The sequence below is a fragment of the Campylobacter sp. BCW_6460 genome (assembly GCF_001762705.1).
GTDB classification, from domain to species: domain Bacteria; phylum Campylobacterota; class Campylobacteria; order Campylobacterales; family Campylobacteraceae; genus Campylobacter_D; species Campylobacter_D jejuni.
In genome coordinates this window covers 135,724-156,542 of record NZ_MJXI01000003.1, presented here as the reverse complement: position 1 = coordinate 156,542, position 20,819 = coordinate 135,724, and the positions used below count along the sequence as shown (strand labels likewise).

General features: G+C 29.6%; 24 protein-coding genes and 1 tRNA gene. 23 read left to right on the top strand and 2 right to left on the bottom strand.

Features of this window, described 5'->3' with window-relative positions:
• Positions 1-7 precede the first annotated feature (7 nt).
• Positions 8-235 (bottom strand): sulfurtransferase-like selenium metabolism protein YedF, encoded by a 228-nt coding sequence (yedF, locus tag AJ881_RS02630; RefSeq protein WP_002867050.1) that lies wholly within the window; start codon positions 233-235, stop codon positions 8-10.
• Between the two features lie 3 nt (positions 236-238).
• Positions 239-1,447: a selenium metabolism membrane protein YedE/FdhT gene (gene yedE / locus AJ881_RS02625; protein WP_070283144.1), complete on the bottom strand. Its 1,209-nt coding sequence runs from the start codon at positions 1,445-1,447 to the stop codon at positions 239-241.
• Between the two features lie 139 nt (positions 1,448-1,586).
• On the opposite strand from yedE, the gene AJ881_RS02620 reads away from it, so the two are divergent.
• The 23 genes from AJ881_RS02620 to AJ881_RS02510 all read left to right on the top strand — a co-directional run bounded on the left by AJ881_RS02620 (position 1,587) and on the right by AJ881_RS02510 (position 20,784).
• Positions 1,587-1,684: transfer RNA gene (locus AJ881_RS02620), tRNA-Sec, on the top strand.
• Positions 1,685-1,712: 28 nt separating this feature from the next.
• Positions 1,713-2,963, top strand: coding sequence for an adenylosuccinate synthase (locus tag AJ881_RS02615; RefSeq protein WP_002855302.1), 1,251 nt, complete (start codon positions 1,713-1,715; stop codon positions 2,961-2,963).
• Complete coding sequence (locus tag AJ881_RS02610) at positions 2,960-3,388, top strand: flagellar export protein FliJ (RefSeq protein ID WP_070283145.1); 429 nt, start codon at positions 2,960-2,962, stop codon at positions 3,386-3,388. Before AJ881_RS02615 ends, AJ881_RS02610 begins: the two co-directional genes overlap by 4 nt.
• A complete protein-coding gene (locus AJ881_RS02605; protein WP_002851265.1) occupies positions 3,381-3,899 on the top strand; it encodes a MotE family protein in 519 nt (172 codons plus the stop codon). Before AJ881_RS02610 ends, AJ881_RS02605 begins: the two co-directional genes overlap by 8 nt.
• A gap of 92 nt (positions 3,900-3,991) precedes the next feature.
• Positions 3,992-4,543 carry a DUF507 family protein gene (locus AJ881_RS02600; protein WP_002851269.1) on the top strand — a complete coding sequence of 184 codons (552 nt, stop codon included), beginning with the start codon at positions 3,992-3,994 and terminating at the stop codon, positions 4,541-4,543.
• A complete protein-coding gene (gene carA, locus AJ881_RS02595) occupies positions 4,543-5,661 on the top strand; it encodes a glutamine-hydrolyzing carbamoyl-phosphate synthase small subunit (RefSeq protein ID WP_070283146.1) in 1,119 nt (372 codons plus the stop codon). The genes AJ881_RS02600 and carA overlap by 1 nt, the downstream gene beginning before the upstream one ends.
• The gene (locus AJ881_RS02590) at positions 5,658-6,317 is read left to right on the top strand and encodes a sulfite exporter TauE/SafE family protein (RefSeq protein ID WP_002870873.1); all 660 of its coding nucleotides are present in this window, start codon (positions 5,658-5,660) and stop codon (positions 6,315-6,317) included. The genes carA and AJ881_RS02590 overlap by 4 nt, the downstream gene beginning before the upstream one ends.
• On the top strand, positions 6,314-7,525 hold the full coding sequence (gene bumS / locus AJ881_RS02585) for a butyrate sensor histidiine kinase-like phosphatase BumS (protein ID WP_002862144.1): 1,212 nt from the start codon (positions 6,314-6,316) through the stop codon (positions 7,523-7,525). Before AJ881_RS02590 ends, bumS begins: the two co-directional genes overlap by 4 nt.
• 2 nt (positions 7,526-7,527) lie before the next feature.
• The gene (bumR, locus tag AJ881_RS02580) at positions 7,528-8,208 is read left to right on the top strand and encodes a butyrate response regulator transcription factor BumR (protein ID WP_002862143.1); all 681 of its coding nucleotides are present in this window, start codon (positions 7,528-7,530) and stop codon (positions 8,206-8,208) included.
• 125 nt (positions 8,209-8,333) lie between these two features.
• Positions 8,334-9,800, top strand: coding sequence for a cytochrome-c oxidase, cbb3-type subunit I (gene ccoN / locus AJ881_RS02575; RefSeq protein ID WP_002862142.1), 1,467 nt, complete (start codon positions 8,334-8,336; stop codon positions 9,798-9,800).
• 12 nt (positions 9,801-9,812) lie between these two features.
• Positions 9,813-10,478 (top strand): cytochrome-c oxidase, cbb3-type subunit II, encoded by a 666-nt coding sequence (gene ccoO, locus AJ881_RS02570; protein WP_002870875.1) that lies wholly within the window; start codon positions 9,813-9,815, stop codon positions 10,476-10,478.
• Positions 10,479-10,482: 4 nt separating this feature from the next.
• Positions 10,483-10,746, top strand: coding sequence for a cytochrome c oxidase, cbb3-type, CcoQ subunit (locus tag AJ881_RS02565; RefSeq protein ID WP_002851307.1), 264 nt, complete (start codon positions 10,483-10,485; stop codon positions 10,744-10,746).
• Positions 10,746-11,609: a cbb3-type cytochrome c oxidase N-terminal domain-containing protein gene (locus tag AJ881_RS02560; RefSeq protein ID WP_002870877.1), complete on the top strand. Its 864-nt coding sequence runs from the start codon at positions 10,746-10,748 to the stop codon at positions 11,607-11,609. The genes AJ881_RS02565 and AJ881_RS02560 overlap by 1 nt, the downstream gene beginning before the upstream one ends.
• Complete coding sequence (locus AJ881_RS02555; protein WP_072223679.1) at positions 11,606-11,827, top strand: DUF4006 family protein; 222 nt, start codon at positions 11,606-11,608, stop codon at positions 11,825-11,827. The genes AJ881_RS02560 and AJ881_RS02555 overlap by 4 nt, the downstream gene beginning before the upstream one ends.
• Entirely contained in the window at positions 11,824-11,925 is a 102-nt protein-coding gene (locus AJ881_RS02550; protein WP_002858872.1) for a hypothetical protein, read from the top strand. Before AJ881_RS02555 ends, AJ881_RS02550 begins: the two co-directional genes overlap by 4 nt.
• Positions 11,922-12,524 carry a hypothetical protein gene (locus tag AJ881_RS02545; protein WP_070283147.1) on the top strand — a complete coding sequence of 201 codons (603 nt, stop codon included), beginning with the start codon at positions 11,922-11,924 and terminating at the stop codon, positions 12,522-12,524. Before AJ881_RS02550 ends, AJ881_RS02545 begins: the two co-directional genes overlap by 4 nt.
• Positions 12,511-13,032 (top strand): FixH family protein, encoded by a 522-nt coding sequence (locus AJ881_RS02540; RefSeq protein ID WP_002862138.1) that lies wholly within the window; start codon positions 12,511-12,513, stop codon positions 13,030-13,032. The genes AJ881_RS02545 and AJ881_RS02540 overlap by 14 nt, the downstream gene beginning before the upstream one ends.
• Positions 13,029-15,395: a PD-(D/E)XK nuclease family protein gene (locus AJ881_RS02535; protein WP_070283148.1), complete on the top strand. Its 2,367-nt coding sequence runs from the start codon at positions 13,029-13,031 to the stop codon at positions 15,393-15,395. The genes AJ881_RS02540 and AJ881_RS02535 overlap by 4 nt, the downstream gene beginning before the upstream one ends.
• The gene (locus tag AJ881_RS02530; protein ID WP_070283149.1) at positions 15,392-18,157 is read left to right on the top strand and encodes a RecB-like helicase; all 2,766 of its coding nucleotides are present in this window, start codon (positions 15,392-15,394) and stop codon (positions 18,155-18,157) included. Before AJ881_RS02535 ends, AJ881_RS02530 begins: the two co-directional genes overlap by 4 nt.
• Positions 18,158-18,240: 83 nt before the next feature.
• Positions 18,241-18,666, top strand: coding sequence for a 50S ribosomal protein L13 (gene rplM / locus AJ881_RS02525; RefSeq protein ID WP_002779321.1), 426 nt, complete (start codon positions 18,241-18,243; stop codon positions 18,664-18,666).
• A gap of 2 nt (positions 18,667-18,668) precedes the next feature.
• Complete coding sequence (gene rpsI / locus AJ881_RS02520) at positions 18,669-19,058, top strand: 30S ribosomal protein S9 (protein ID WP_002851459.1); 390 nt, start codon at positions 18,669-18,671, stop codon at positions 19,056-19,058.
• Positions 19,059-19,183: 125 nt separating this feature from the next.
• Positions 19,184-20,143 carry a fibronectin-binding outer membrane protein CadF gene (cadF, locus tag AJ881_RS02515; RefSeq protein ID WP_002921288.1) on the top strand — a complete coding sequence of 320 codons (960 nt, stop codon included), beginning with the start codon at positions 19,184-19,186 and terminating at the stop codon, positions 20,141-20,143.
• A complete protein-coding gene (locus AJ881_RS02510) occupies positions 20,143-20,784 on the top strand; it encodes an HAD family hydrolase (protein ID WP_053872338.1) in 642 nt (213 codons plus the stop codon). The genes cadF and AJ881_RS02510 overlap by 1 nt, the downstream gene beginning before the upstream one ends.
• Positions 20,785-20,819: the final 35 nt, after the last annotated feature.

The window sequence follows — 20,819 nt, the reverse complement described above, 5'->3', positions numbered from 1 at the left end:
GCCTTTTTTAAGGCTTTTGTATTAAAAATCTTAGCGTGGGTCCACTTTGATCGATTTCAAGCACTTTAAAACCACGGTTTTTTGCATCTTGAGGTATGGAATTGATACTTTGTGGGCAATCACAAAGCACTTCCAAAATTTCTCCGCTTTGAAGCTTAGGTAAGACATCAAGTGTTGCTATAGCAGGATAAGGACAAGCTTCACCTTGTAAATTTAAACTATAAGTAATTTTCACTGTTTATCCTTTAAGTTGATTTTTAAAGAAGTGTTTTTTGTAAAATACTACAAAAACAAACATTAAGATGAATAAAATAAGATTGATAAAAAATCCATTTAAATTTCCAAATTCAGTTAAAAGATTGATTTTTATACCTTCTTTAAAAGCTTTTGGTAAAAAGTCGTAACTTAAAGCTAAAATCATAGTTCCTATTATATTTGCAATTCCTACTATCATAAAATGACTTTGTCCTTCAAAGGCACGATAAGCCCAACCACACTCACAACCTCCGGCAAAAACTATACCAAAACCAAACAAAAATGCTCCTACAGCTACAGCAGGAGAAAGTTCTATGAGTTTGCTAGTATGACCTTGCAAGATAAAAGCAAAAGCGATTAAAGAGGCGATAATCATACTGATTAATGCGCCTTTTATAGCATTATCTCTACCAAATAAAAATAAATCTCTAAAGCAAGAAGTAAAACAAATTTGCCCTCTAGAAATAACAAAGCCAAAAACAAAACCAAAAATCAGCGCTAAAGCTAGAAGGCTTTGTTTGTTTTGTGTGCTGATATTGCCATTTGTAAAAACAAGATAAAACACCCAAACTAAAAAGGCTATGAAAAGCAATATGCCTAAGTTAAAATATAATTTTGTACGCAAACTTTGCTTGTTTAACGGCAAATTTTCTTTATTTACCCGTTCTAATTTAGCTTTAGGTTTAAAAAAGGAAGTGTTGCAAATTTTCATTCCTAGATAAATTCCTAAAACCATAAAAACAGTAAAAAGCCAAGTGTGTAAAGAAAAATAAGGTAAACCTGTAAAAAAATTAGCTAAATTGCATCCAAATGCAAGTCTTGCTCCATATCCTGAAAGAATTCCACCTACTATTGCTTGAAAAATTCTTATATTGCTAGCAGGTAGACGAAATTTGACTTTGTTAGCTAAAAGTGCGGCTACTAAACAACCTATAAACATACCTATGAGCATAATACCATCAGTTCTTGTTAAAGGGGTTCCATTTAAATTTTGCTTTTGGTAATAAGAATATCCATCTAAATTCATACCTAAAAACTCTAAAAACTCACCACCCCAACGCGTCATTTCTCCAGTAACAGCCCAAACGCCACCAAAAATCCCAAAATACACTGCACTTAAAATTCCAAGTGCAATCATAGAACGGGAATTGTCCCAAAAATTGATTAAATATTTTTGTTTAAAAGAATTCAAAGAAAGATCCTAAAAATGTAATCATCAAAACTTGATGCTAAAAAAGAGTGAGATTATAGCTTAAATTTAATATGAAGTCAAAAAGAATATTGATAAATTTATTTTGTTTTTCATTAAAAATCGCTATAATTATCGCTTTGGAAGATTAGCGTATCTGGTGATCGCCACTGACTTCAAATCAGATGAAAGGATAGTTGACTATTCTTTGGGGAGTTCGATTCTCTCATCTTCTCGCCAATATTAAAGTAAAATCAAGGAAATTTTTATGAGCAAAGCAGATATTATTGTCGGCATTCAATGGGGCGATGAAGGAAAAGGTAAGGTAGTTGATAAATTATGTGAAAATTATGATTTTGTTTGCAGAAGTGCAGGTGGACACAATGCAGGACATACGATTTGGGTAAATGGTGTAAGATATGCGCTTCATCTTATGCCAAGTGGAGTTTTGCATCCAAGATGTATTAATATTATCGGAAATGGAGTTGTGGTTTCTCCTGAAGTATTGATTGCTGAAATGGCTCAATTTGAAAATTTAAAAGGTAGATTATATATCAGCGATAGAGCTCATTTAAATTTAAAACATCATTCTTTAATAGACATTGCAAAAGAAAAGCTCAAAGGCAAAAATGCCATAGGAACAACAGGTAAGGGTATAGGACCTTCTTATGCAGATAAGATTAATCGTACAGGACATAGAGTTGGAGAGCTTTTAGAACCACAAAGACTTTGCGAGGCTTTGATAAAAGATTTTGAAGCTAATAAAACTTTTTTTGAAATGCTTGAAATTGAAATTCCAAGTGCTGAAGAATTGCTTGCTGATTTAAAACGTTTTAATGAAATTTTAACTCCTTATATTACAGATACTACAAGAATGCTTTGGAAGGCTTTAGATGAAGATAAAAGAGTACTTTTAGAAGGAGCTCAGGGCTCTATGCTTGATATTGATCATGGAACTTATCCTTATGTTACAAGTTCAAGTACTATTTCAGCAGGCGCTTTAACAGGACTTGGGTTAAATCCTAAAGAAGCGGGAAATATTATAGGTATTGTAAAAGCTTATGCAACGCGTGTGGGAAATGGAGCTTTTCCTACTGAGGATAAGGGCGAAGATGGAGAAAAAATTGCGCAAATTGGAAAAGAGATTGGCGTAAGCACGGGACGCAAAAGACGCTGTGGATGGTTTGATGCGGTTGCTGTAAGATATACAGCAAGGCTTAATGGTCTTGATGCTTTATCTTTGATGAAGCTTGATGTTTTAGATGGTTTTGAAAAGATAAAAATTTGTCGTGCTTATGAATATAAGGGTATGGAAATCGACTATATACCAAGTGATTTAGAAAATGTTCAACCTATTTATGAAGAAATGGATGGTTGGGATAAAGTTTTTGGTATAAAAGATTATGATTTATTGCCAGAAAATGCTAAAAAATATATAGCAAGACTTGAAGAGCTTGCAGGGGTTAAGGTAAAGTATATTTCTACTAGCCCTGAAAGAGATGATACTATCATCTTATGAAAAGTAAATATAATTCTGTTGTAAAGGTAAGAAAACAACAACTTGATAAAGCAGAATCAAATCTTAATCAAGCTAAACAAAGACAGCTTGAACATGAAAAAGCTTATGAACTTTCACGCCAAGAGTGTGAAAGTTTAGGCGTATTGCCAAAATCAGGATCTATAGCAGAGTTAAGATCGAATTTAAGTATGGCACAAGTAGGACACGAGGCTTTGGCAAGAGCTAAGGAGAAAGTAGAACTTTCTAAAAAAGAAATGAATCATTATCAGTTTTTATATCAAAAAGCACATTTAGATTATGAAAAAATGAAGGTTTTAGAAGCCGAGGAAATTAAACAAAAGCAAAAAGAACTTGCCAAGGCTGAAGAAAAATTTTTAGATGAAATTGCAATCAGTCGTTTTTTCAAAGGAGAAAAAGATGATTAAAAAATTTATATTGTTAGTTTTTATTTCAAGTGTAGTTTTTGGAGCTGAACAAGATTGTGAACAATATTTTGAAGCTAGAAAAGCTCAAATTGAATTGCAAACTAGAGAATTTGATGAAGCAAGACAATCTTTAGAAGCTTATAAAGCCTCTTTTGAAGCTTTGCAAAAAGAAAGGCTTGAAAATTTAGAAAAAAAAGAGGCTGAGGTTAATGCGACTTTGGCAAAAATTGAAGAATTAAAACTTGAAAACGCAAGGCTTGTAGAAGAACAACAAAAGATTTTAAATTCAATCAATGATAAAACTCAAGGTAGGGTTAAAGAAATTTACTCCCAAATGAAAGATGCAGCCATTGCAGATGTTTTAAGTCAAATGGATGCAGAGGATGCAAGCAAAATAATGCTTTCTTTGGAATCGCGTAAAATTTCAGGTGTTTTATCTAAAATGGATCCAAAAAAAGCCAGCGAGCTTACTTTACTTTTAAAAAATTTAGATAATAATGCTAGTAATTAGGTGATTAAAAAAATGAAAATTTTTCATTTTTAACATTCTTTTACCAAAAATAAGCTATTATTTCAAACATTATTAAATAAAAGGTTTTCAAGATGCGTATAAAATTACCACATATTCCTTATATCGCAAATAAAATGATGTTAGATATAGCTAATTCTTCTTTTGTAGAAATTAAAGATCAATTAGAAAAGCTTAAGGTATGTATAATAGAAGTTTTAGAGAAAGATATTCTAAATGAAAGAAAATTAGATGAAAGAGTAAAAGAACTTTTAGAGCAACAAGAAGATGAAATGGAACTTATGCAAGTAGATCGTAAAAATATGTTTTGGCTTGTGAAGAAAAAGTTAGCTCCCGAATTTAATGTGATTTTAGATTCTGAAGATAGACATAATCATCTAGCGCATCAAATTTTAGAAGAACTTGTAGAGAATGATTATATTAATTTTATAGTGAGCGAAAATAGAGTTAAAAATTTAATCTTTTCAAGCATAGAGTCTTATCTTAAAATTTATGAAAAACTTGAAGATGAGGTTTATGAGAAAATTAGCAATTATAAAACAAAACCTATTCCAGGTAGTGAAGAATACGATCTTATCTTTGAAAAACTCTATCAAGAAGAGCTTAGAAAAAAAGGTATGTTTTAATGAAGGTTTATATTTATTTAGAAAATGATATTTTTTTAAGTGCTAAGGCTTTTGGAAAGAGTGGTACTTTTTTTGGAGAGCTTGTATTTAACACTTCTTTAACAGGGTATCAAGAAATTATTTCAGATCCTTCTTATGCAGGGCAATTTATCGTATTTTCTATGCCAGAAATTGGTATAGTGGGAACCAATGAAAATGATAATGAAAGTAAGGAAATTTTTGCAAGTGGTGTTTTAATGCGTGAATTAAGTTCCAGTTTTTCAAATTTTCGCGCTAAAGAAAGTCTGCAAGATTATCTTGAAAAACATGGAAAAATAGGAATTTATGAACTTGATACGAGATATCTAGTAAAAATGATAAGAAATAATGGCAATTTAAGAGCTGTAATTTCAACTGAAATTTCAAATAAAGAAGATTTAAAAATCGCCTTAGAAAAATCAGCAAAAATTGATGAAGTAAATTTTGTAAAAGAAGTTAGCACTAAGAAAAATTATTCTCACAAACAAGGCGTTTGGAATGCTAGTTTTCAAAAATTTAATGACGCTAAAAGAGGCGAGAAAAAAGTTGCTGTTATAGACTATGGTGTTAAAACAAATATCTTAAATGAACTCGTAGAAGTAGGTTTTGAAGTAGAAGTTTATCCATATAATATTAAAGCAAATGAGTTGATTACTCTGTATAAAAAAGGTGAAATTCAAGGTGTGTTTCTTTCTAATGGTCCAGGTGAGCCAAGAATTTTAAAACAAGAGATTGCAGAGATTAAAAAACTTGCAGAAGCTAAAATTCCTATGCTTGGAATTTGTTTAGGTCACCAGCTTTTAAGTAATGCTTTTGGATATGAAACTTATAAAATGAAATTTGGACAACATGGAGCAAATCATCCTGTGATCAATCTTGATACAAAAACGGTAGAAATTACCGCACAAAATCATAATTATAATGTTCCAGAAGAATTAGCTCAAGTGGCTCATATCACTCATAGAAATTTATTTGGCGATAATGTTGAAGGAGTAAGATATAAAGACTATCCTATTATTTCAGTGCAACATCACCCGGAAAGTTCTTCAGGTCCTCATGAAAGTAAGTACATTTTTAAAGAATTTATGAATTTGATGTGAGTATAGATTTTTTAGCTATTATCAGCGTTGCTTTTTTATCTAGTTTTGGACACTGCTATTCTATGTGTGGTGGTTTTAATTTACTTTTTATAAATTTAAATTCAAAAAGCAATAATTTATTTTTATTAACTTTTATTTATCATTTGTTTAGAATTTTTGCTTATATTGTTTTAGGGATAATTTTTGGGACTTTTGGGAATATCTTGGCAATCAATGCTAAGGTTCAAAGTTTGTCATTTTTTATTCTTGGTATATTTATGATGATTTTGGGTTTTGCTCTTATTTTTAGAGGCAATATGTTATCTTTTATTGAAAATAATGTTTTTTTTGATAGTTTTGTAAAGAAAATTATTAAAAAATCTAAAAATTTTAAAGGATTAAAATCAGCTATATTTTTAGGATTTTCAAATGGTTTTGTTCCTTGTGGATTGGTGTATTTTTTTATAGCCAATGCAATAAGTAAGCAAAATATTTTTGAAGGTATTTTGGTAATGATGATTTTTGGAATATCAACTTTACCTGCGATGTTATTTTTTTCTAAAATTTCACAATTTTTTAGTGATTTTTTGAAAAATTTGTTTAATTATTTATCGTATGGCATTATTGTTTGTTACGGTATAAATCTTGCCTATATAGGTTTTAAGGCTTTTCAATGAAAGATTTTTTTAAAGATCAGTTTTTTAAAGCTCTGGAAAAAAATACAATTTTTTCAAGAGCTGATGTGCAAGGAAATTTAATTTTTGTCAGTGATAAGCTTTGTCAAATAAGTGGATATAGCAAAAAAGAGCTTATAGGAAAAAAACATTCAATATTTAAACATCCAGATGTTGATGAATGTTATGTTGAGAAGCTTTTAAAAGATCTTTCATATAAAAAGCCTTATCAGGTTATTTTTAAAAATATTGATAAATTAGGCAAAACCTTCTATCTTGAAACTTTGTTAATCCCCATATTGGATAAAAATAATGAATTAATAGAAATAGTAGCACTTTCTCATGATGTCAGTAATTCTTTTAAGCTTAATGAAGAGCTTGCTTTAAATCACGCTAAATTAAGAGAATTAAGTATTAATCTTGAAAATACAGTGAAAAATCACCAACAAGAATTTATACAGTTAGGTAAAAAATTTGAGAAAAAAATGAAAATTGCCTTGGAAAAAAATGAAAAAGATATTAAAATAGCATATGAAGAGATTTTGAAATCTTCATTAGAACAAATGATTAGTGATATAGCACATCAATGGAGACAACCGTTAAATGAGCTTGGTATTGCCATGTTTCAAATGAAGCAAAATCTTAAAGATGAAAAAGGATTTGCTGAAATTTATTCACAATCAAAAGATATGATTAAAAATATGTCAGAAACAATTGATGTGTTTAGAACTTTGTTTAACAAAGGAGTAGAGCAGTGTGTATTTATAAAAGAGACTTTAAATAAAGCCTTAGAAATTGCTTTTGAAACTATAGAAAAAAATCATGTAAATATTAATATTGTTTCGAAAAGTGATTATGAAGTTTTGGCGTATGAGAATGGTTTAATAAGAGTTTTTCTTAATTTGATTTTAAATTCAATAGAGGCATTTAAAAACAAAAAAAGGAAAATCATAACAATAAATTTTTCAAAATTTGGAAAAAACTATCTGAAAATTACAATAAAAGATAATGCTGGTGGGATTGATAAAGAAAATTTAGATAAAATTTTTCAACCTTATTTTACAACAAAACATCCCAGTCAGGGTATAGGAGTAGGACTTTATATAAGTAGACAAATTATTGAAAGTTTCCAAGGAAAAATAAAAGTTAAGAACGGAAAAGATGGGGCTTGTTTTGAGGTATTTTTAAAACTAAAAGAGAGGGTAGAGTAGAAATGTCACAAGAATGTAAAGAATTGATAATATTAGTAGTTGAAGATGAAATTAAGACTAGAGAATCATTGATTAATGTATTAAGCGAACGCTTTAGTAAAGTAATCGGAGCTCAAAATGGAGATGAGGGGCTTAAAAAATTTAAAAAATTTAAGCCGGATTTAGTTATCACAGATATTGCTATGCCTATTATGGATGGGCTTGATATGGCAAGAGAGATTAAGGAAATTTCAGATGATGTCCCAATTGTTGTTCTTAGTGCGTATTCAGAGAAAGAGAGACTTTTGCGTTCTATTGATATTGGTATAGATAAATATTTGATTAAACCTGTTGATATAGAAGAGTTGTTTAAAGTTTTAGATTATCTGATAGGTGAAAAAATTGAAGCAAATATGCTTGTAAAAATTTCTGAAGAATATCAATTTAACAAAACTAAAAGAACTTTGATTTACAATGGTGAAGAAATTGTTTTAACTAAAAAAGAATTAGCTTTTATTTCTTTGCTTTTAAAGCAACCTGGGGCTTTGGTTTTGCATGAAGATATAAAGAAAAATGTTTGGATAGGTGAACATGTAAGTGATACTGCTGTTAGAACTTTTATTAAAAGAGTAAGAGATAAAGTGGGTGAAGATTTTATAAAAAATGTACCAAGTTTAGGTTATAAGATAAATATCAATAAATAAGACTGATTTAGCCTTAAAATATAAAGCATAACAAATGATTAACAAAATTATCATTTTTAAGAAAAAATGTATAATTAATATTCTATAATATTCTCTTGTTATCAAAAATTTTAAGGAGAAAGTCGATGCATCCAGGTAATGTATTAAATTACGACTATACGGTTGCAAGATATTTTATGTTTACAACCGTATTGTTTGGCATTGTTGGTATGGCTATAGGAACTCTTATAGCTTTTCAAATGGCATATCCTAACTTAAATTATTTAGCAGGAGAATATGCTACTTTTTCAAGACTTAGACCACTTCATACTTCAGGTGTGATTTTTGGTTTTATGCTTTCAGGGATTTGGGCAACTTGGTATTATATAGGTCAGCGTGTTCTTAAGGTAAGTATGGCTGAGTCAAGATTTTTAATGGCTGTTGGTAAGCTTCATTTTTGGCTTTATATGCTTACTATGGTTTTAGCTGTTATATCTTTGTTTATGGGTGTGACTACATCTAAAGAATATGCAGAGCTTGAGTGGCCTTTAGATATTCTTGTTGTTCTTGTTTGGGTTTTATGGGGTGTAAGTATTTTTGGACTTATTGGAATTCGCCGTGAAAAAACTCTTTATATTTCTTTATGGTATTATATAGCTACATTTTTAGGTATAGCTATGCTTTATCTTTTTAACAACATGGAAGTACCAACTTATTTTGTTACTGGAATGGGTAAATGGTGGCATAGTGTATCAATGTATGCAGGAACAAATGATGCTTTAGTACAATGGTGGTATGGACATAATGCTGTGGCATTTGTATTTACTGTGGGTATTATTGCTCAAATTTATTACTTCTTGCCAAAAGAAAGTGGTCAGCCGATTTTCTCTTATAAACTCTCTTTATTTGCATTTTGGGGCTTAATGTTTGTTTATCTTTGGGCAGGTGGTCACCATTTGATTTATTCAACTGTACCTGATTGGATGCAAACTATGGGTTCGGTTTTCTCTATAGTATTGATTTTACCTTCTTGGGGTTCAGCGATTAATATCTTACTTACTATGAAAGGTGAGTGGAGCCAGCTTCGCGAGAGTCCATTGATTAAATTTATGATTTTGGCATCAACTTTCTATATGTTCTCAACACTTGAAGGGCCAATTCTTTCAATTAAGTCTGTTAATGCTTTAGCACACTTTACAGATTGGATTCCAGGACATGTTCATGATGGAACATTAGGTTGGGTAGGATTTATGACTATGGCTGCTCTTTATCATATGACTCCTAGAGTTTTCAAAAGAGAGCTTTATAGCAAATCTTTAATGGAAGCTCAATTTTGGATCCAAACCACAGGTATAGTTCTTTATTTTGCTTCAATGTGGATTGCGGGTATTACTCAAGGTATGATGTGGAGAGCGACAGATGAGTATGGTAACTTGCTTTATAGCTTTATTGATACTGTTGTAGCTATTGTTCCTTATTATTGGATTAGAGCGATTGGTGGATTGTTGTATCTTATCGGTTTCTTTATGTTTACTTATAATATTTACAAAACAATTGCTTGTGGAAGAGTGCTTGATAAAGAACCAAAAAGCGCTTCGCCTATGGCAGCATAAAAAGGAGAAAATATGTTTAGTTGGTTAGAAAAAAATCCATTCTTTTTTGCTGTAGCTGTTTTTGTAGTGATTGCTTATGCAGGCATAGTTGAAGTTTTACCAAATTTTGCAGAAAATGCAAGACCAATTGAAGGTAAAAAACCTTATACGGTTTTACAACTTGCAGGGCGTGCAGTATATATTAAAGATAGTTGTAATGCTTGTCATTCACAGCTTATTCGTCCATTTAAATCAGAAACAGATCGTTATGGTATGTATTCTGTAAGTGGTGAATTTGCTTATGATAGACCTTTTCTTTGGGGTTCAAAAAGAACAGGACCTGATCTTGCTCGTGTAGGAAATTATAGAACAGTTGATTGGCATGAAAATCATATGTGGGATCCTACTTCTGTTGTTCCAGATTCTATTATGCCTTCATATAAGCATATGTTTAAAAATAATGCAGATATTGAAACTGCTTATGCTGAGGCTTTAACTGTGAAAAAAGTTTTCAATGTTCCTTATGATACAGAAAATGGAACAAAACTTGGTTCTTGGGAGGATGCACAAGCTGAAGTAAAAGCTGAAGCTCAGGCTATAGTTGATCAAATGAAAAATCAAGAAGTAAAAGATGCTTTTGCTAAAGGTGAAATCAAAGAAATAGTTGCTTTGATCGCTTATTTAAATAGCTTAAAGTAAGATGATGGAACATTTATCAATAGTTTTTGATGTGATTAAAAATTTAATCACATTTGATTTAGCAACAGTCCAAAAACATGAGTGGGAGATTTTCCAAGGTTATGGTTTTTTTGCACTCGTTATGTTTTTGTCAATAGTATTATATGCGTATTGGTATCATTTATATAGAACAGAAAAAAAAGGTGAGAGAAATTATGAAAATTATGCAAACCTTGCCTTAAAAGATGATATTGATGATAGTGTATTAGAAAGTAAAAGGAGTGCTTAATGCAATGGTTAAATTTAGAAGATAATGTTAATCTCTTATCTTTAATTGGAGCTATTCTTATCATTTTAATCACACTAGTTATTGTGAGTAGAATGTTTAAGCAAATGAAAGAAAAAAAAGGCGAGTCAGAGCTTAGTGAACATAGTTGGGATGGAATAGGAGAGTATAAAAATGCTGTTCCTACTGGTTGGGCTGTGGTATTTTTCCTGACTATTGTTTGGGCTATTTGGTATTTTCTATGGGGATATCCTTTAAATTCTTTTTCAAGTATAGGTCAATACAATGAAGAAGTAGCAACTCATAATACAAAATTTGAAGAAAAATTTAAAAATTTATCTCCTGAAGATAAAATAGCAATGGGTCAAAATATCTTTTTAGTTCAGTGTTCAGCTTGTCATGGAATTACAGGCGATGGTATCAATGGTAAAGCTCAAAATTTAAATATTTGGGGTAGCGAAGAAGGTATAATCAATGTAATTAAACATGGTTCAAAAGGTATGAATTTTCCAGGTGGAGAAATGCTTGGTGCTGCTGATTTAGGTGTGGCAGAAGAAGATATTCCTGCTATTGCTGCTTATGTAGCAAAAGATCTTTCAGCTATTAAGAAAACTGCAAATGAAAATTTAGTAGCAAAAGGTAAAGAAGCTTATGCAACTTGTGCAGCATGCCATGGAGAAGATGGAAAAGGTCAAGATGGAATGTTCCCAGATCTTACAAAATACGGTTCTGCAGCTTTTGTAGTAGATGTTTTACATAGTGGTAAGGCTGGTTTTATAGGAACAATGCCGAGTTTTCCAACACTTAATGATATTCAAAAAGAAGCTGTTGGCGAGTATGTAATTTCTCTTTCAAGGGGTGAATGATGGAAAATAATAATAGATGCGTGTTTTCTCTTTCAGGTGTTACAGGTATGTTAATTGCTACGGTTTTATTACTTGCTATCTTAGTAGTTTTAACTATTTGGGGTCTTAAAGCTCAGCAAGAAGTGATGCAAAAGCCATATAGTCTTAAAGATGCACAAAGTGTAAAGATGTTTGGTTCAAAAGAACAAGATCATAGAAGTATAAAGGAAGCACAATGAGTAAGGCTTTGGAATATTTAATTGTTATTGGTTTAGTTGTTGCTGCTGCAATCACCGCTTGGTCGGTTTTAACTGTAAATCATCTTCATATAGGATGAAAAAAATATTACAAGATGGCTTTTTTTTAGCCATCTTTTTCTTTGTTTTATTGCCTTCTAGGGTTTTTGCTCTTGATGCTGTACTTTTTAATGAAAATATTTTAAGTCAAAAAGTAAGTAATGAAATTAATCTTATAGGAAAAGAGCTTTACCAAAAAAGTAATATTTTTATCGGCGTTATGGTTGGTAATGAAACTGAAATTGAAACTTTATTAAATAAACAAAAAGAACTTCCTCAATCTTATATATTGCTTCTTTTGTCAAAAAATTCTCACAAAGTTGATATAGTGGGCTCAAAAGGTGCTTTAGCTTTGATTGATAAAGAAGCCGTGCTTAGTCCTTATCCTGGAACAGGATCTATTTTGCCGATATTAGCTACAAATAAAGGTGATATTTATAATGCTGCTATACTTAATGGTTATGCAGATATTGTAGATCGTGTGGCAAAATCCTTGGGATTACAATTAGAACATTCTATAGGTAATGCAAATCGTGATACTATCAATATCTTAAGAATACTTATCTATGGATTTATTTGCTTTGCATTGTTATACTATGCACAAAGAAGAATAAAGAGGAAAAAAAATGTTAGAAACTAAAAGAAGTTTTTGGCCTTATGGTATTTTGCTTTCACTTTTGGCTATAATTATTGCTTGTATTGTAACGATTTTTATAGCAAGTCACCATCCTGTATATGAGGATGATTTTTATTTTGACTCTTATCAAAATGTTGAAAATAATTACAATCAAATACAAAAACAACAAGTAAATTTTGATAAATTTTTTAAAGTAAATTTTCAAAATGATAAAATCACTTTTATAGGTAAAAGAAAAATTCCTAGTTATGAAGTGGATCAAAATTCCTATGTTGCAAATTTTAAAATTTCTGCATTGCAAAATATAAATTCTGATGATTTAAAAGTTCAAGTTCTTCTTACAAGACCATTCACTAAAAATTTTGATCAAAAGTTAGAAGGACAAGTTAAAAATGGAATTTTAAGTATCGCTTTGCCTAAATTAGATAAAGGCAGATGGGAGCTTAAGCTAAAGTTTTATGCAAATCAAGAAACAGTGGGTTTTTTTAGCTACGAATTAAATGCTCAATGAAATTAAGAATTTTTAGTTCTTCAAGACAAATTAGAGAGTATTATAACCAAAAAAAACAGCAAAATGCTTTATTAGATAGTGCTATTCATATAGGTGAATTTTTAGATAAAGTTTGTTTGAGTAATTTTCATAAGGCAAGTTCTTATGAAAGCTTGCTTTTAATGCAAGAAGCTTGTCTAAAAAGTAAGGATTTAGAAAAAAAACTAGGAATTTCGGTAGAATTTTTTGCTTTTTTGAAAAACAACGAATATCTTTTTTCCTTTTTCAAAGAACTTAGTTTAGAAAAAAAAAGCATAGAAGATCTTAAAAATAATGATTATTATGCCACCTATAATGAACATTTGGAAATTTTAGATGAGGTATATAAGAATTATCTTGCTTTGCTTGAAAAGAAATCTTTTTATGATGATCTTTCTTTGCCTAAAAATTACACTCTTAATAAAGATTTTTTAGATGAGTATGAAGCTATAGTTTATGATTTGCAAGGTTTTTTGAGTAAATTTGAAGAAAATTTATTAAGTGAAATTTCTCAGATTAAAGAAGTGGTTTTAAGTTTTAAAACGAGTAAATTTAATCTCGAATATCTTTTAAAACTTGATTTTTTAAAAACATTTGATTTAAAAATAAACACTCATTATGAAATCAATCTTTCAAAACAAGAGATTTTAAAAGAAGAAATTTTTAAAATAAAAAATTCAAAAATTAAACTCAAATCTTTTGAATTAAGGGCTTTACAATGCGCTTTTGTTATGGATGAAATTTCACATTTTGTACGCAAAGGTTTAAAGTCTGAAAATATTGTAGTTATAACTCCAGATGAAAGTTTTTGTGAGTTTTTAAGACTTTTTGATAAAGACAATATGCTTAATTTTGCAAGTGGGATTAGTATTAAAGAAAGTTTATTTTATCAAAAATTTCAAGCACTTTATGAAAGTGCTAGTAGTGCTTCTTTTGTTTATAAAAATCAAGAGGATTATTTTGAAGACACGCAGATGATTTTTGATTATCACAATACGCTTTTACATTCTTTAAAGCTTGATTTTATAGAGTTTAAAAAGTATTTTGATGAGAAATGTGATTTTGAATATTTTGAAAAATTACTTGCTTTATTTTTAGAAAATGAAAAGCAAGAGCTTATTTATTTGATACGAAAAGAACTTTATTTTATTAAAGATTTATTGAAAAATCAGTCTTTAACTCTTAAAGAGTTGATCCATCTTTTTTTCATGCAAATTTCACAACTTTCCCTTAGTGATGTAGGTGGAGGTAAGGTTACGGTAATGGGACTTTTAGAAAGTCGTGGGCTTTGTTTTGATGGGGTGATTTTGGTTGATTTTAATGAAGAATTTATTCCTAAAAGAAGTGTTAATGAACTTTTTTTAAACAATGAAGTGCGTAAAAAAGCAGGATTGATTAGCTATGATAGAAGAGAAAATTTACAAAGATTTTATTATGAAAGCTTGATGAAGAATGCTTTAGAAGTAAGTATTTGCTTTGTGGAAAATGAAGAAAAAAGCAAATCACGTTTTTTAGATGAGCTTGATTTTGATTTTTTTTATGAAACCCATATCCACCAAAAAGCTTATCTTAATGCTTTAAAATTAGACTATGAAGGCATAAAACCTAATCTAACTCCTATAAAAGCTCCTATTTTAAAGTATAATCCTTTCGAGTTTCCGCTTTCTTTTAGTCGTTTTAATTTATTGGAAAATCAAAAAAGAACTTATTATTATCGTTATATTTTAAATTTAGCAGAACCTAGGGTTTTAAGTGAGGAAAGTAAAGCGAAAAATCAAGGAAATTTCATCCATAAAATGCTTGAAATTTATTATAAAAATTATGTAAATAATGATTTTGATATAAAAGTTTTTGCAAATTTATTGGATAAAGAATATCAAAAATATAATATCAGTGAACTTGATCTTGAAGTATTTAAATTAAAATTTATACAATTTGCTAAAAATGAAAAAGAGCATTTTTCAAAAGGCTTTTATGTCGCACATACAGAGCTTGAGTTAAACAATATTTTAAAGCTCGGAACAGATAGTATAAAACTTAAGGGTACTATAGATCGTATCGATAGTTCAAAAGAAGGTAATTTGATTATTGATTATAAAAGTGGAAAAGTGCCAAGTAATTCTTATCAACTTGCTTTTTACCAAGCTTTATATGATGAAAATGCAAGCGTGGGTTTTTATGATTTAAATAGTATGCAAATATTGCATCAAAAAGCTAAAAGTTTAGATGAGCTGAAAGAAAGACTTAAAGATTTGGTTCTTATGAGTAAGGAAGAAATAGAGTTTGAAAATGAACAAGATGAGTATTGTCCTTATAAACTCATTTATAAAAAGGAATTAAAATGAGTCAATTTGAGCCTTTTTTGGCATTAGAAGCGAGTGCAGGAAGCGGAAAAACCTTTGCCCTGAGTGTGCGTTTTGTAGCACTTATTTTAAAAGGAGCTAGGATTAATGAAATTTTAGCTTTGACTTTTACCAAAAAAGCTGCTAATGAAATGCAAAAAAGAATTATTGAGACTTTTTTAAACTTAGAAAAAGAAAATAAAACCAGTGAATGCAATGAACTTTGCAAGCTTTTAGGTAAAGATAAAGAAGAGCTTATTTCTTTAAGAGATGCTAAAAAAGAAGAATTTTTAAGAACAGAGTTAAAAATCAGTACTTTTGATGCTTTTTTCGGAAAAATTTTGCGTGTTTTTGCTTTAAATTTGGGCTTAAGTAGTGATTTTACAATGAGTGAAGAGAGGCTTGATGTAAGAGAGATTTTTTTAAAACTTCTTAAAAAAGATGAATTAAAAGATTTGGCTTATTATATTAATTTAGTTGATGAGAAAGAAAATTTTTTTAACGAGCTTGAAAAATTTTATGAGAATGCTTATTTTCAAAATCGTCCTAAAATTCCAAATCCGTCTAAAGCTTATATCAATAAAGTTTATAGTGAGTTAAGAAGTTATTGTTTGGGTCTTACTCATGTAAAAAATTATAAAAATTTGTGTGACAATTTTAAAAGCGAAGTTTTAGATTTATCCGTGTTTATGCAATCAAGCTTTATGACAAAATTTGAAAGTACAAAATATTTACAAGATTTAGAAAGCACTAACTTGCATTTTAGCGCAAAGAGAATGGAGCTTATAAATGCTTTAAATACTTATGCTATAGAGATTGAAAATTATAAAATTGCTAATTTAATGAATCTTTTAAATCATTATAGTGAAGCTAAAAATATATTTCATAAAGATAAAAATACCTTAAATTTCCAAGATGTGAGTAAAAAAGTTTATGAGCTAATAACCAGTGAATTTAAGGATATGATTTATTTTCGTTTAGATGGTTTTATTTCGCATTTGCTTATTGATGAATTTCAAGATACAAGCGTGATCCAATATCAAATTTTACGCCCTTTGATCGCTGAGCTTGTTTCAGGAGAAGGGGTTAAGAAAAATCGCACTTTTTTTTATGTAGGAGATAAAAAACAAAGTATTTATCGCTTTCGTAAAGGAAAAAAAGAATTATTTGATTTGTTAAAACAAGAATTTAGTCAAATTAAAAGTGATAATTTAAATACTAATTATCGTTCCAAAGAGCTTTTGGTTGATTTTGTTAATGAAACTTTTAAAGAAAAAATCAAAGATTATAAAGAGCAATTTGCCTTAGAAAGTAAAAAAGGCGGTTTTGTGCGTATTGTGGAATCTAAAGAACAAAAGGTTAAAAATCAAGCTCAAGAGATTAAAGAAAAGACTTTGGAAACTTTACTTGAGCAAATTAATTTTTTAAGATCTAAAAACATTTCTTATGATGATATTTGTATTTTGTGTTGGAAAAATAGCGATGCAGATATGGTTTTGGATTTTTTAAGAGAACAAAATACTCCCGCATTTACTCAAAGTAATGTTTTACTTGAAAATAAAGCAAGTGTAAGACTTGTTTTAGAATATGCTAAATATTGTATTTTTGGTGATGAATTTTACTTGGTATTTTTAAAAGAACTTTTAGGTTTTGAGCCGAGAAAAATCACTCTTGATTTTTCAAAAAATGCTATGGAAAATGTACTTTTTTTAATAAAGGAATTAAAACTTGATTTAAATGATATCGCTTTAATACAATTTATCGAATATGCTAAAACTAAGGAAAATTTTTTAAAGCTTTTATTTGAGCCTTGTACTTTGAAAATAGTAAGCGAACAAAATATGGGTATTAGTATTATGAGTGTGCATAAATCTAAGGGTTTGGAATTTGATCATGTGATTTTGCTAGATAGTTTATCTAAAAACAATTCAAACAATGAAGACATTATGCTTGAATATGATATCAATCAAGGTTGGCAACTCCATATTAAAGATAAAATTCGAGAGCTTACTAAAGAGCCTATTTATACCCTTTTTAAAGAAAATATTACAAGAGCAAATTATGAAGATAATATCAATAAACTTTATGTGGCTTTTACAAGAGCTAAGGAAAGTTTGATTATCATAAAAAGAAACGAAGAAAGTGTAAATGGAAATTATCCAAGTTATTTTAAGGGGGGATTTTTAAATATACACTCTCAAGAAAGAGGTTTTTTAGAAAGCAAAGAACAAATTTTAAGTGTTAAAAAAGAAAGTATTCAAGCTTTACAAAAATTTGAAAAAATTAGCCCACAAGAAGTTCAAAGTGAAGAAAGGCTTGATAGTAAAGAGTTATATTTTGGAAATGCTTTTCATTTTTTTATGCAAAATTTAAAACTCCCTAAGAGTGAAAATTTTCAAATACTTACTCAAAGATGCAAGAGCAAATTTAGGCATTTTTTAGATGAGAGTGATTTTGAAAAGCTTTTTAAAAGAATTGAAATTTTGCTGAAAAATACTCAATTTCAAAATTTAATTAGCGATGGAAAGCTTTTAAAAGAGCAAGCTTTGAGTTTTAATGGAGAAATTAAACAATTAGACTTGCTTACTCTAAAAGATGAAGAAGCTTTCATAATTGATTATAAAACAGGTCTTGCTATGCAAGATAAACATAAAGAGCAAGTAAGAACTTATAAGATTGCCATTAGTGAAATTTTAAAAAAAGATAAAGTGCGTGCTTTTATAGTTTATTGTTTGGAAAATGAAATTCAAATTTTGGAAATATAAACTTTATTTTTACTTAAATTAAGTAAAAATTAATATTATTTTTTATACAATCACATTTTAAATTTTTGGCAAAGGTAAAAATTATGACAAAGATAACAAAGCCAAACGAAGTAAAACGAGAATGGATTGTTTTAGACGCAGAAGGCAAACGCTTTGGTCGTCTTTTAACTGAAGTAGCAACAATTTTGAGAGGTAAAAACAAGCCTTGCTTTACTCCAAATGTTGATTGTGGTGATTATGTAATTATCATCAATGCTTCAAAAGCTGTATTTACAGGTGCTAATAAAGCAGAAGATAAGCTTTATCATAGACATTCAGGATATTTTGGAAGTGTAAAAAGCGAAAAATTTGGTGATTTACTTGAAAAAAATCCTGCAAAATTATATAAATTAGCAGTTAGAGGTATGCTTCCTAAAACAAATTTGGGCAGAGCTATGCTTAAAAAATTAAAAATTTATGCGGGTAGTGAGCACCCACACACTGCGCAAATTGCTAAAGAAGGAAAATAATCATGGCAACAACATACGCAACAGGTAAGAGAAAAACTGCTATCGCAAAGGTATGGGTAAAACCAGGTAGTGGTAAAATTAGTGTTAATGGTGTTGATTTAAACACTTGGCTTGGTGGACACGAGGCGATTAAGCTTAAAGTGGTTCAACCTTTACTTGTGACTAAACAAGAAACTTCAATGGATATTAAAGCAACCACTTTAGGCGGGGGCTATAGTGCTCAAGCTGAAGCTTTAAGACATGGAATTTCAAGAGCTTTAGCAGCTATGGATGCTGATTTTAGAGCTTTATTAAAACCCAAAGGACTTCTTACTAGAGATAGTAGAACTGTTGAGCGTAAAAAATATGGACGCCGCAAAGCAAGAAGAAGCCCACAATTCTCTAAACGTTAATATTTTTTGGTGGGATTTTCCCACCTTTCTACAATTTTTTATAAAACTCATCCTTTTTTCTGTCATTTATGATATAATTGCAAAATTTAAATTTTTATTTTATAACACAATGAAAGGTTTTTTCTATGAAAAAAATATTATTATGTTTAGGTTTGGCAAGTGTTTTATTCGGTGCTGATAACAATGTAAAATTTGAAATCACTCCAACTTTAAACTATAATTACTTTGAGGGTAATTTAGATATGGATAATCGTTATGCACCAGGGATTAGACTTGGTTATCATTTTGACGATTTTTGGCTTGATCAATTAGAATTTGGGTTAGAGCATTATTCTGATGTTAAATATACAAATACAAATAAAACTACAGATATTACAAGAACTTATTTGAGTGCTATTAAAGGTATTGATGTAGGTGAGAAATTTTATTTCTATGGTTTAGCAGGTGGAGGATATGAGGATTTTTCAAATGCTGCTTATGATAATAAAAGCGGTGGATTTGGACATTATGGCGCGGGTGTAAAATTCCGTCTTAGTGATTCTTTGGCTTTAAGACTTGAAACTAGAGATCAAATTAATTTTAATCATGCAAACCATAATTGGGTTTCAACTTTAGGTATTAGTTTTGGTTTTGGTGGCAAAAAGGAAAAAGCTGTAGAAGAAGTTGCTGATACTCGTCCAGCTCCACAAGCAAAATGTCCTGTTGAACCAAGAGAAGGTGCTTTGTTAGATGAAAATGGTTGCGAAAAAACTATTTCTTTGGAAGGTCATTTTGGTTTTGATAAAACTACTATAAATCCAACCTTTCAAGAAAAAATCAAAGAAATTGCAAAAGTTTTAGATGAAAATGAAAGATATGATACTATTCTTGAAGGACATACAGATAATATCGGTTCAAGAGCTTATAATCAAAAGCTTTCTGAAAGACGTGCTAAAAGTGTTGCTAATGAACTTGAAAAATATGGTGTAGAAAAAAGTCGCATCAAAACAGTAGGTTATGGTCAAGATAATCCTCGCTCAAGCAATGACACTAAAGAAGGTAGAGCGGATAATAGAAGAGTGGATGCTAAATTTATTTTAAGATAATGAATAAAACTATTTTATTTGATTTAGATGGCACTTTAATTGATTCTACTGATGCTATTTTAAATTCTTTCCAAGGAGCTTTTAAAGCCCTTGGATTAACTTCTAAAAATAATGAAGAAATCAAAAATCTCATAGGTTATCCTTTAGAGCAAATGTTTAGAATGCTTTATCCAGATAAATTAATTTTAAGTAAAGAATTTGTATTAGCTTATCGTGAAATTTATGCACAAATTTATTTAGAACAAACCACTCTTTTACCTAAAGCAAAAGAAGCATTAGAGCTTGGAAGTGAAATTGCAGATCTTGGTATAGTTACAACAAAAGGAGGTAAATTTACTCCGATTCTACTTGATTATTTGGGAGTTAAAAAATTCTTTAAAACTTTAATTACTCTTGAAGATGTCACAAATCCAAAGCCAAGTTCTGAACCTATAATTTTAGCCTTAAAAAGACTCAATAAAACTCAAGAAAATGCCTATATGATAGGCGATACAATACTAGATATTCAAGCTGCAATTTCTGCTAATATCACTCCTTTGGCCTTAACTTGCGGCTATGGCAATGAAAATGAATTAAAAGCCCATTCTATGGTATTTTTAAATGCATATGAGGCTGTTAATTATATAGCTAGATTAAACTAATTTCAAGTTTTCGTTAAACGCCTTTTAAGAGAATT

Bases quoted from the DNA above. Each gene is read 5' to 3' on its own strand.
- carA (WP_070283146.1), top strand. From the start codon at position 4,543: ATGAAGGTTTATATTTATTTAGAAAATGATATTTTTTTAAGTGCTAAG.
- AJ881_RS02550 (WP_002858872.1), top strand. From the start codon at position 11,824: ATGAGTAAGGCTTTGGAATATTTAATTGTTATTGGTTTAGTTGTTGCT.
- AJ881_RS02600 (WP_002851269.1), top strand. From the start codon at position 3,992: ATGCGTATAAAATTACCACATATTCCTTATATCGCAAATAAAATGATG.
- AJ881_RS02530 (WP_070283149.1), top strand. From the start codon at position 15,392: ATGAGTCAATTTGAGCCTTTTTTGGCATTAGAAGCGAGTGCAGGAAGC.
- AJ881_RS02610 (WP_070283145.1), top strand. From the start codon at position 2,960: ATGAAAAGTAAATATAATTCTGTTGTAAAGGTAAGAAAACAACAACTT.
- AJ881_RS02540 (WP_002862138.1), top strand. From the start codon at position 12,511: ATGTTAGAAACTAAAAGAAGTTTTTGGCCTTATGGTATTTTGCTTTCA.
- AJ881_RS02605 (WP_002851265.1), top strand. From the start codon at position 3,381: ATGATTAAAAAATTTATATTGTTAGTTTTTATTTCAAGTGTAGTTTTT.
- AJ881_RS02560 (WP_002870877.1), top strand. From the start codon at position 10,746: ATGCAATGGTTAAATTTAGAAGATAATGTTAATCTCTTATCTTTAATT.
- bumR (WP_002862143.1), top strand. From the start codon at position 7,528: ATGTCACAAGAATGTAAAGAATTGATAATATTAGTAGTTGAAGATGAA.
- AJ881_RS02535 (WP_070283148.1), top strand. From the start codon at position 13,029: ATGAAATTAAGAATTTTTAGTTCTTCAAGACAAATTAGAGAGTATTAT.
- rplM (WP_002779321.1), top strand. From the start codon at position 18,241: ATGACAAAGATAACAAAGCCAAACGAAGTAAAACGAGAATGGATTGTT.
- AJ881_RS02545 (WP_070283147.1), top strand. From the start codon at position 11,922: ATGAAAAAAATATTACAAGATGGCTTTTTTTTAGCCATCTTTTTCTTT.
- AJ881_RS02555 (WP_072223679.1), top strand. From the start codon at position 11,606: ATGATGGAAAATAATAATAGATGCGTGTTTTCTCTTTCAGGTGTTACA.
- ccoO (WP_002870875.1), top strand. From the start codon at position 9,813: ATGTTTAGTTGGTTAGAAAAAAATCCATTCTTTTTTGCTGTAGCTGTT.
- cadF (WP_002921288.1), top strand. From the start codon at position 19,184: ATGAAAAAAATATTATTATGTTTAGGTTTGGCAAGTGTTTTATTCGGT.
- AJ881_RS02615 (WP_002855302.1), top strand. From the start codon at position 1,713: ATGAGCAAAGCAGATATTATTGTCGGCATTCAATGGGGCGATGAAGGA.
- rpsI (WP_002851459.1), top strand. From the start codon at position 18,669: ATGGCAACAACATACGCAACAGGTAAGAGAAAAACTGCTATCGCAAAG.
- bumS (WP_002862144.1), top strand. From the start codon at position 6,314: ATGAAAGATTTTTTTAAAGATCAGTTTTTTAAAGCTCTGGAAAAAAAT.
- AJ881_RS02565 (WP_002851307.1), top strand. From the start codon at position 10,483: ATGGAACATTTATCAATAGTTTTTGATGTGATTAAAAATTTAATCACA.
- AJ881_RS02510 (WP_053872338.1), top strand. From the start codon at position 20,143: ATGAATAAAACTATTTTATTTGATTTAGATGGCACTTTAATTGATTCT.
- ccoN (WP_002862142.1), top strand. From the start codon at position 8,334: ATGCATCCAGGTAATGTATTAAATTACGACTATACGGTTGCAAGATAT.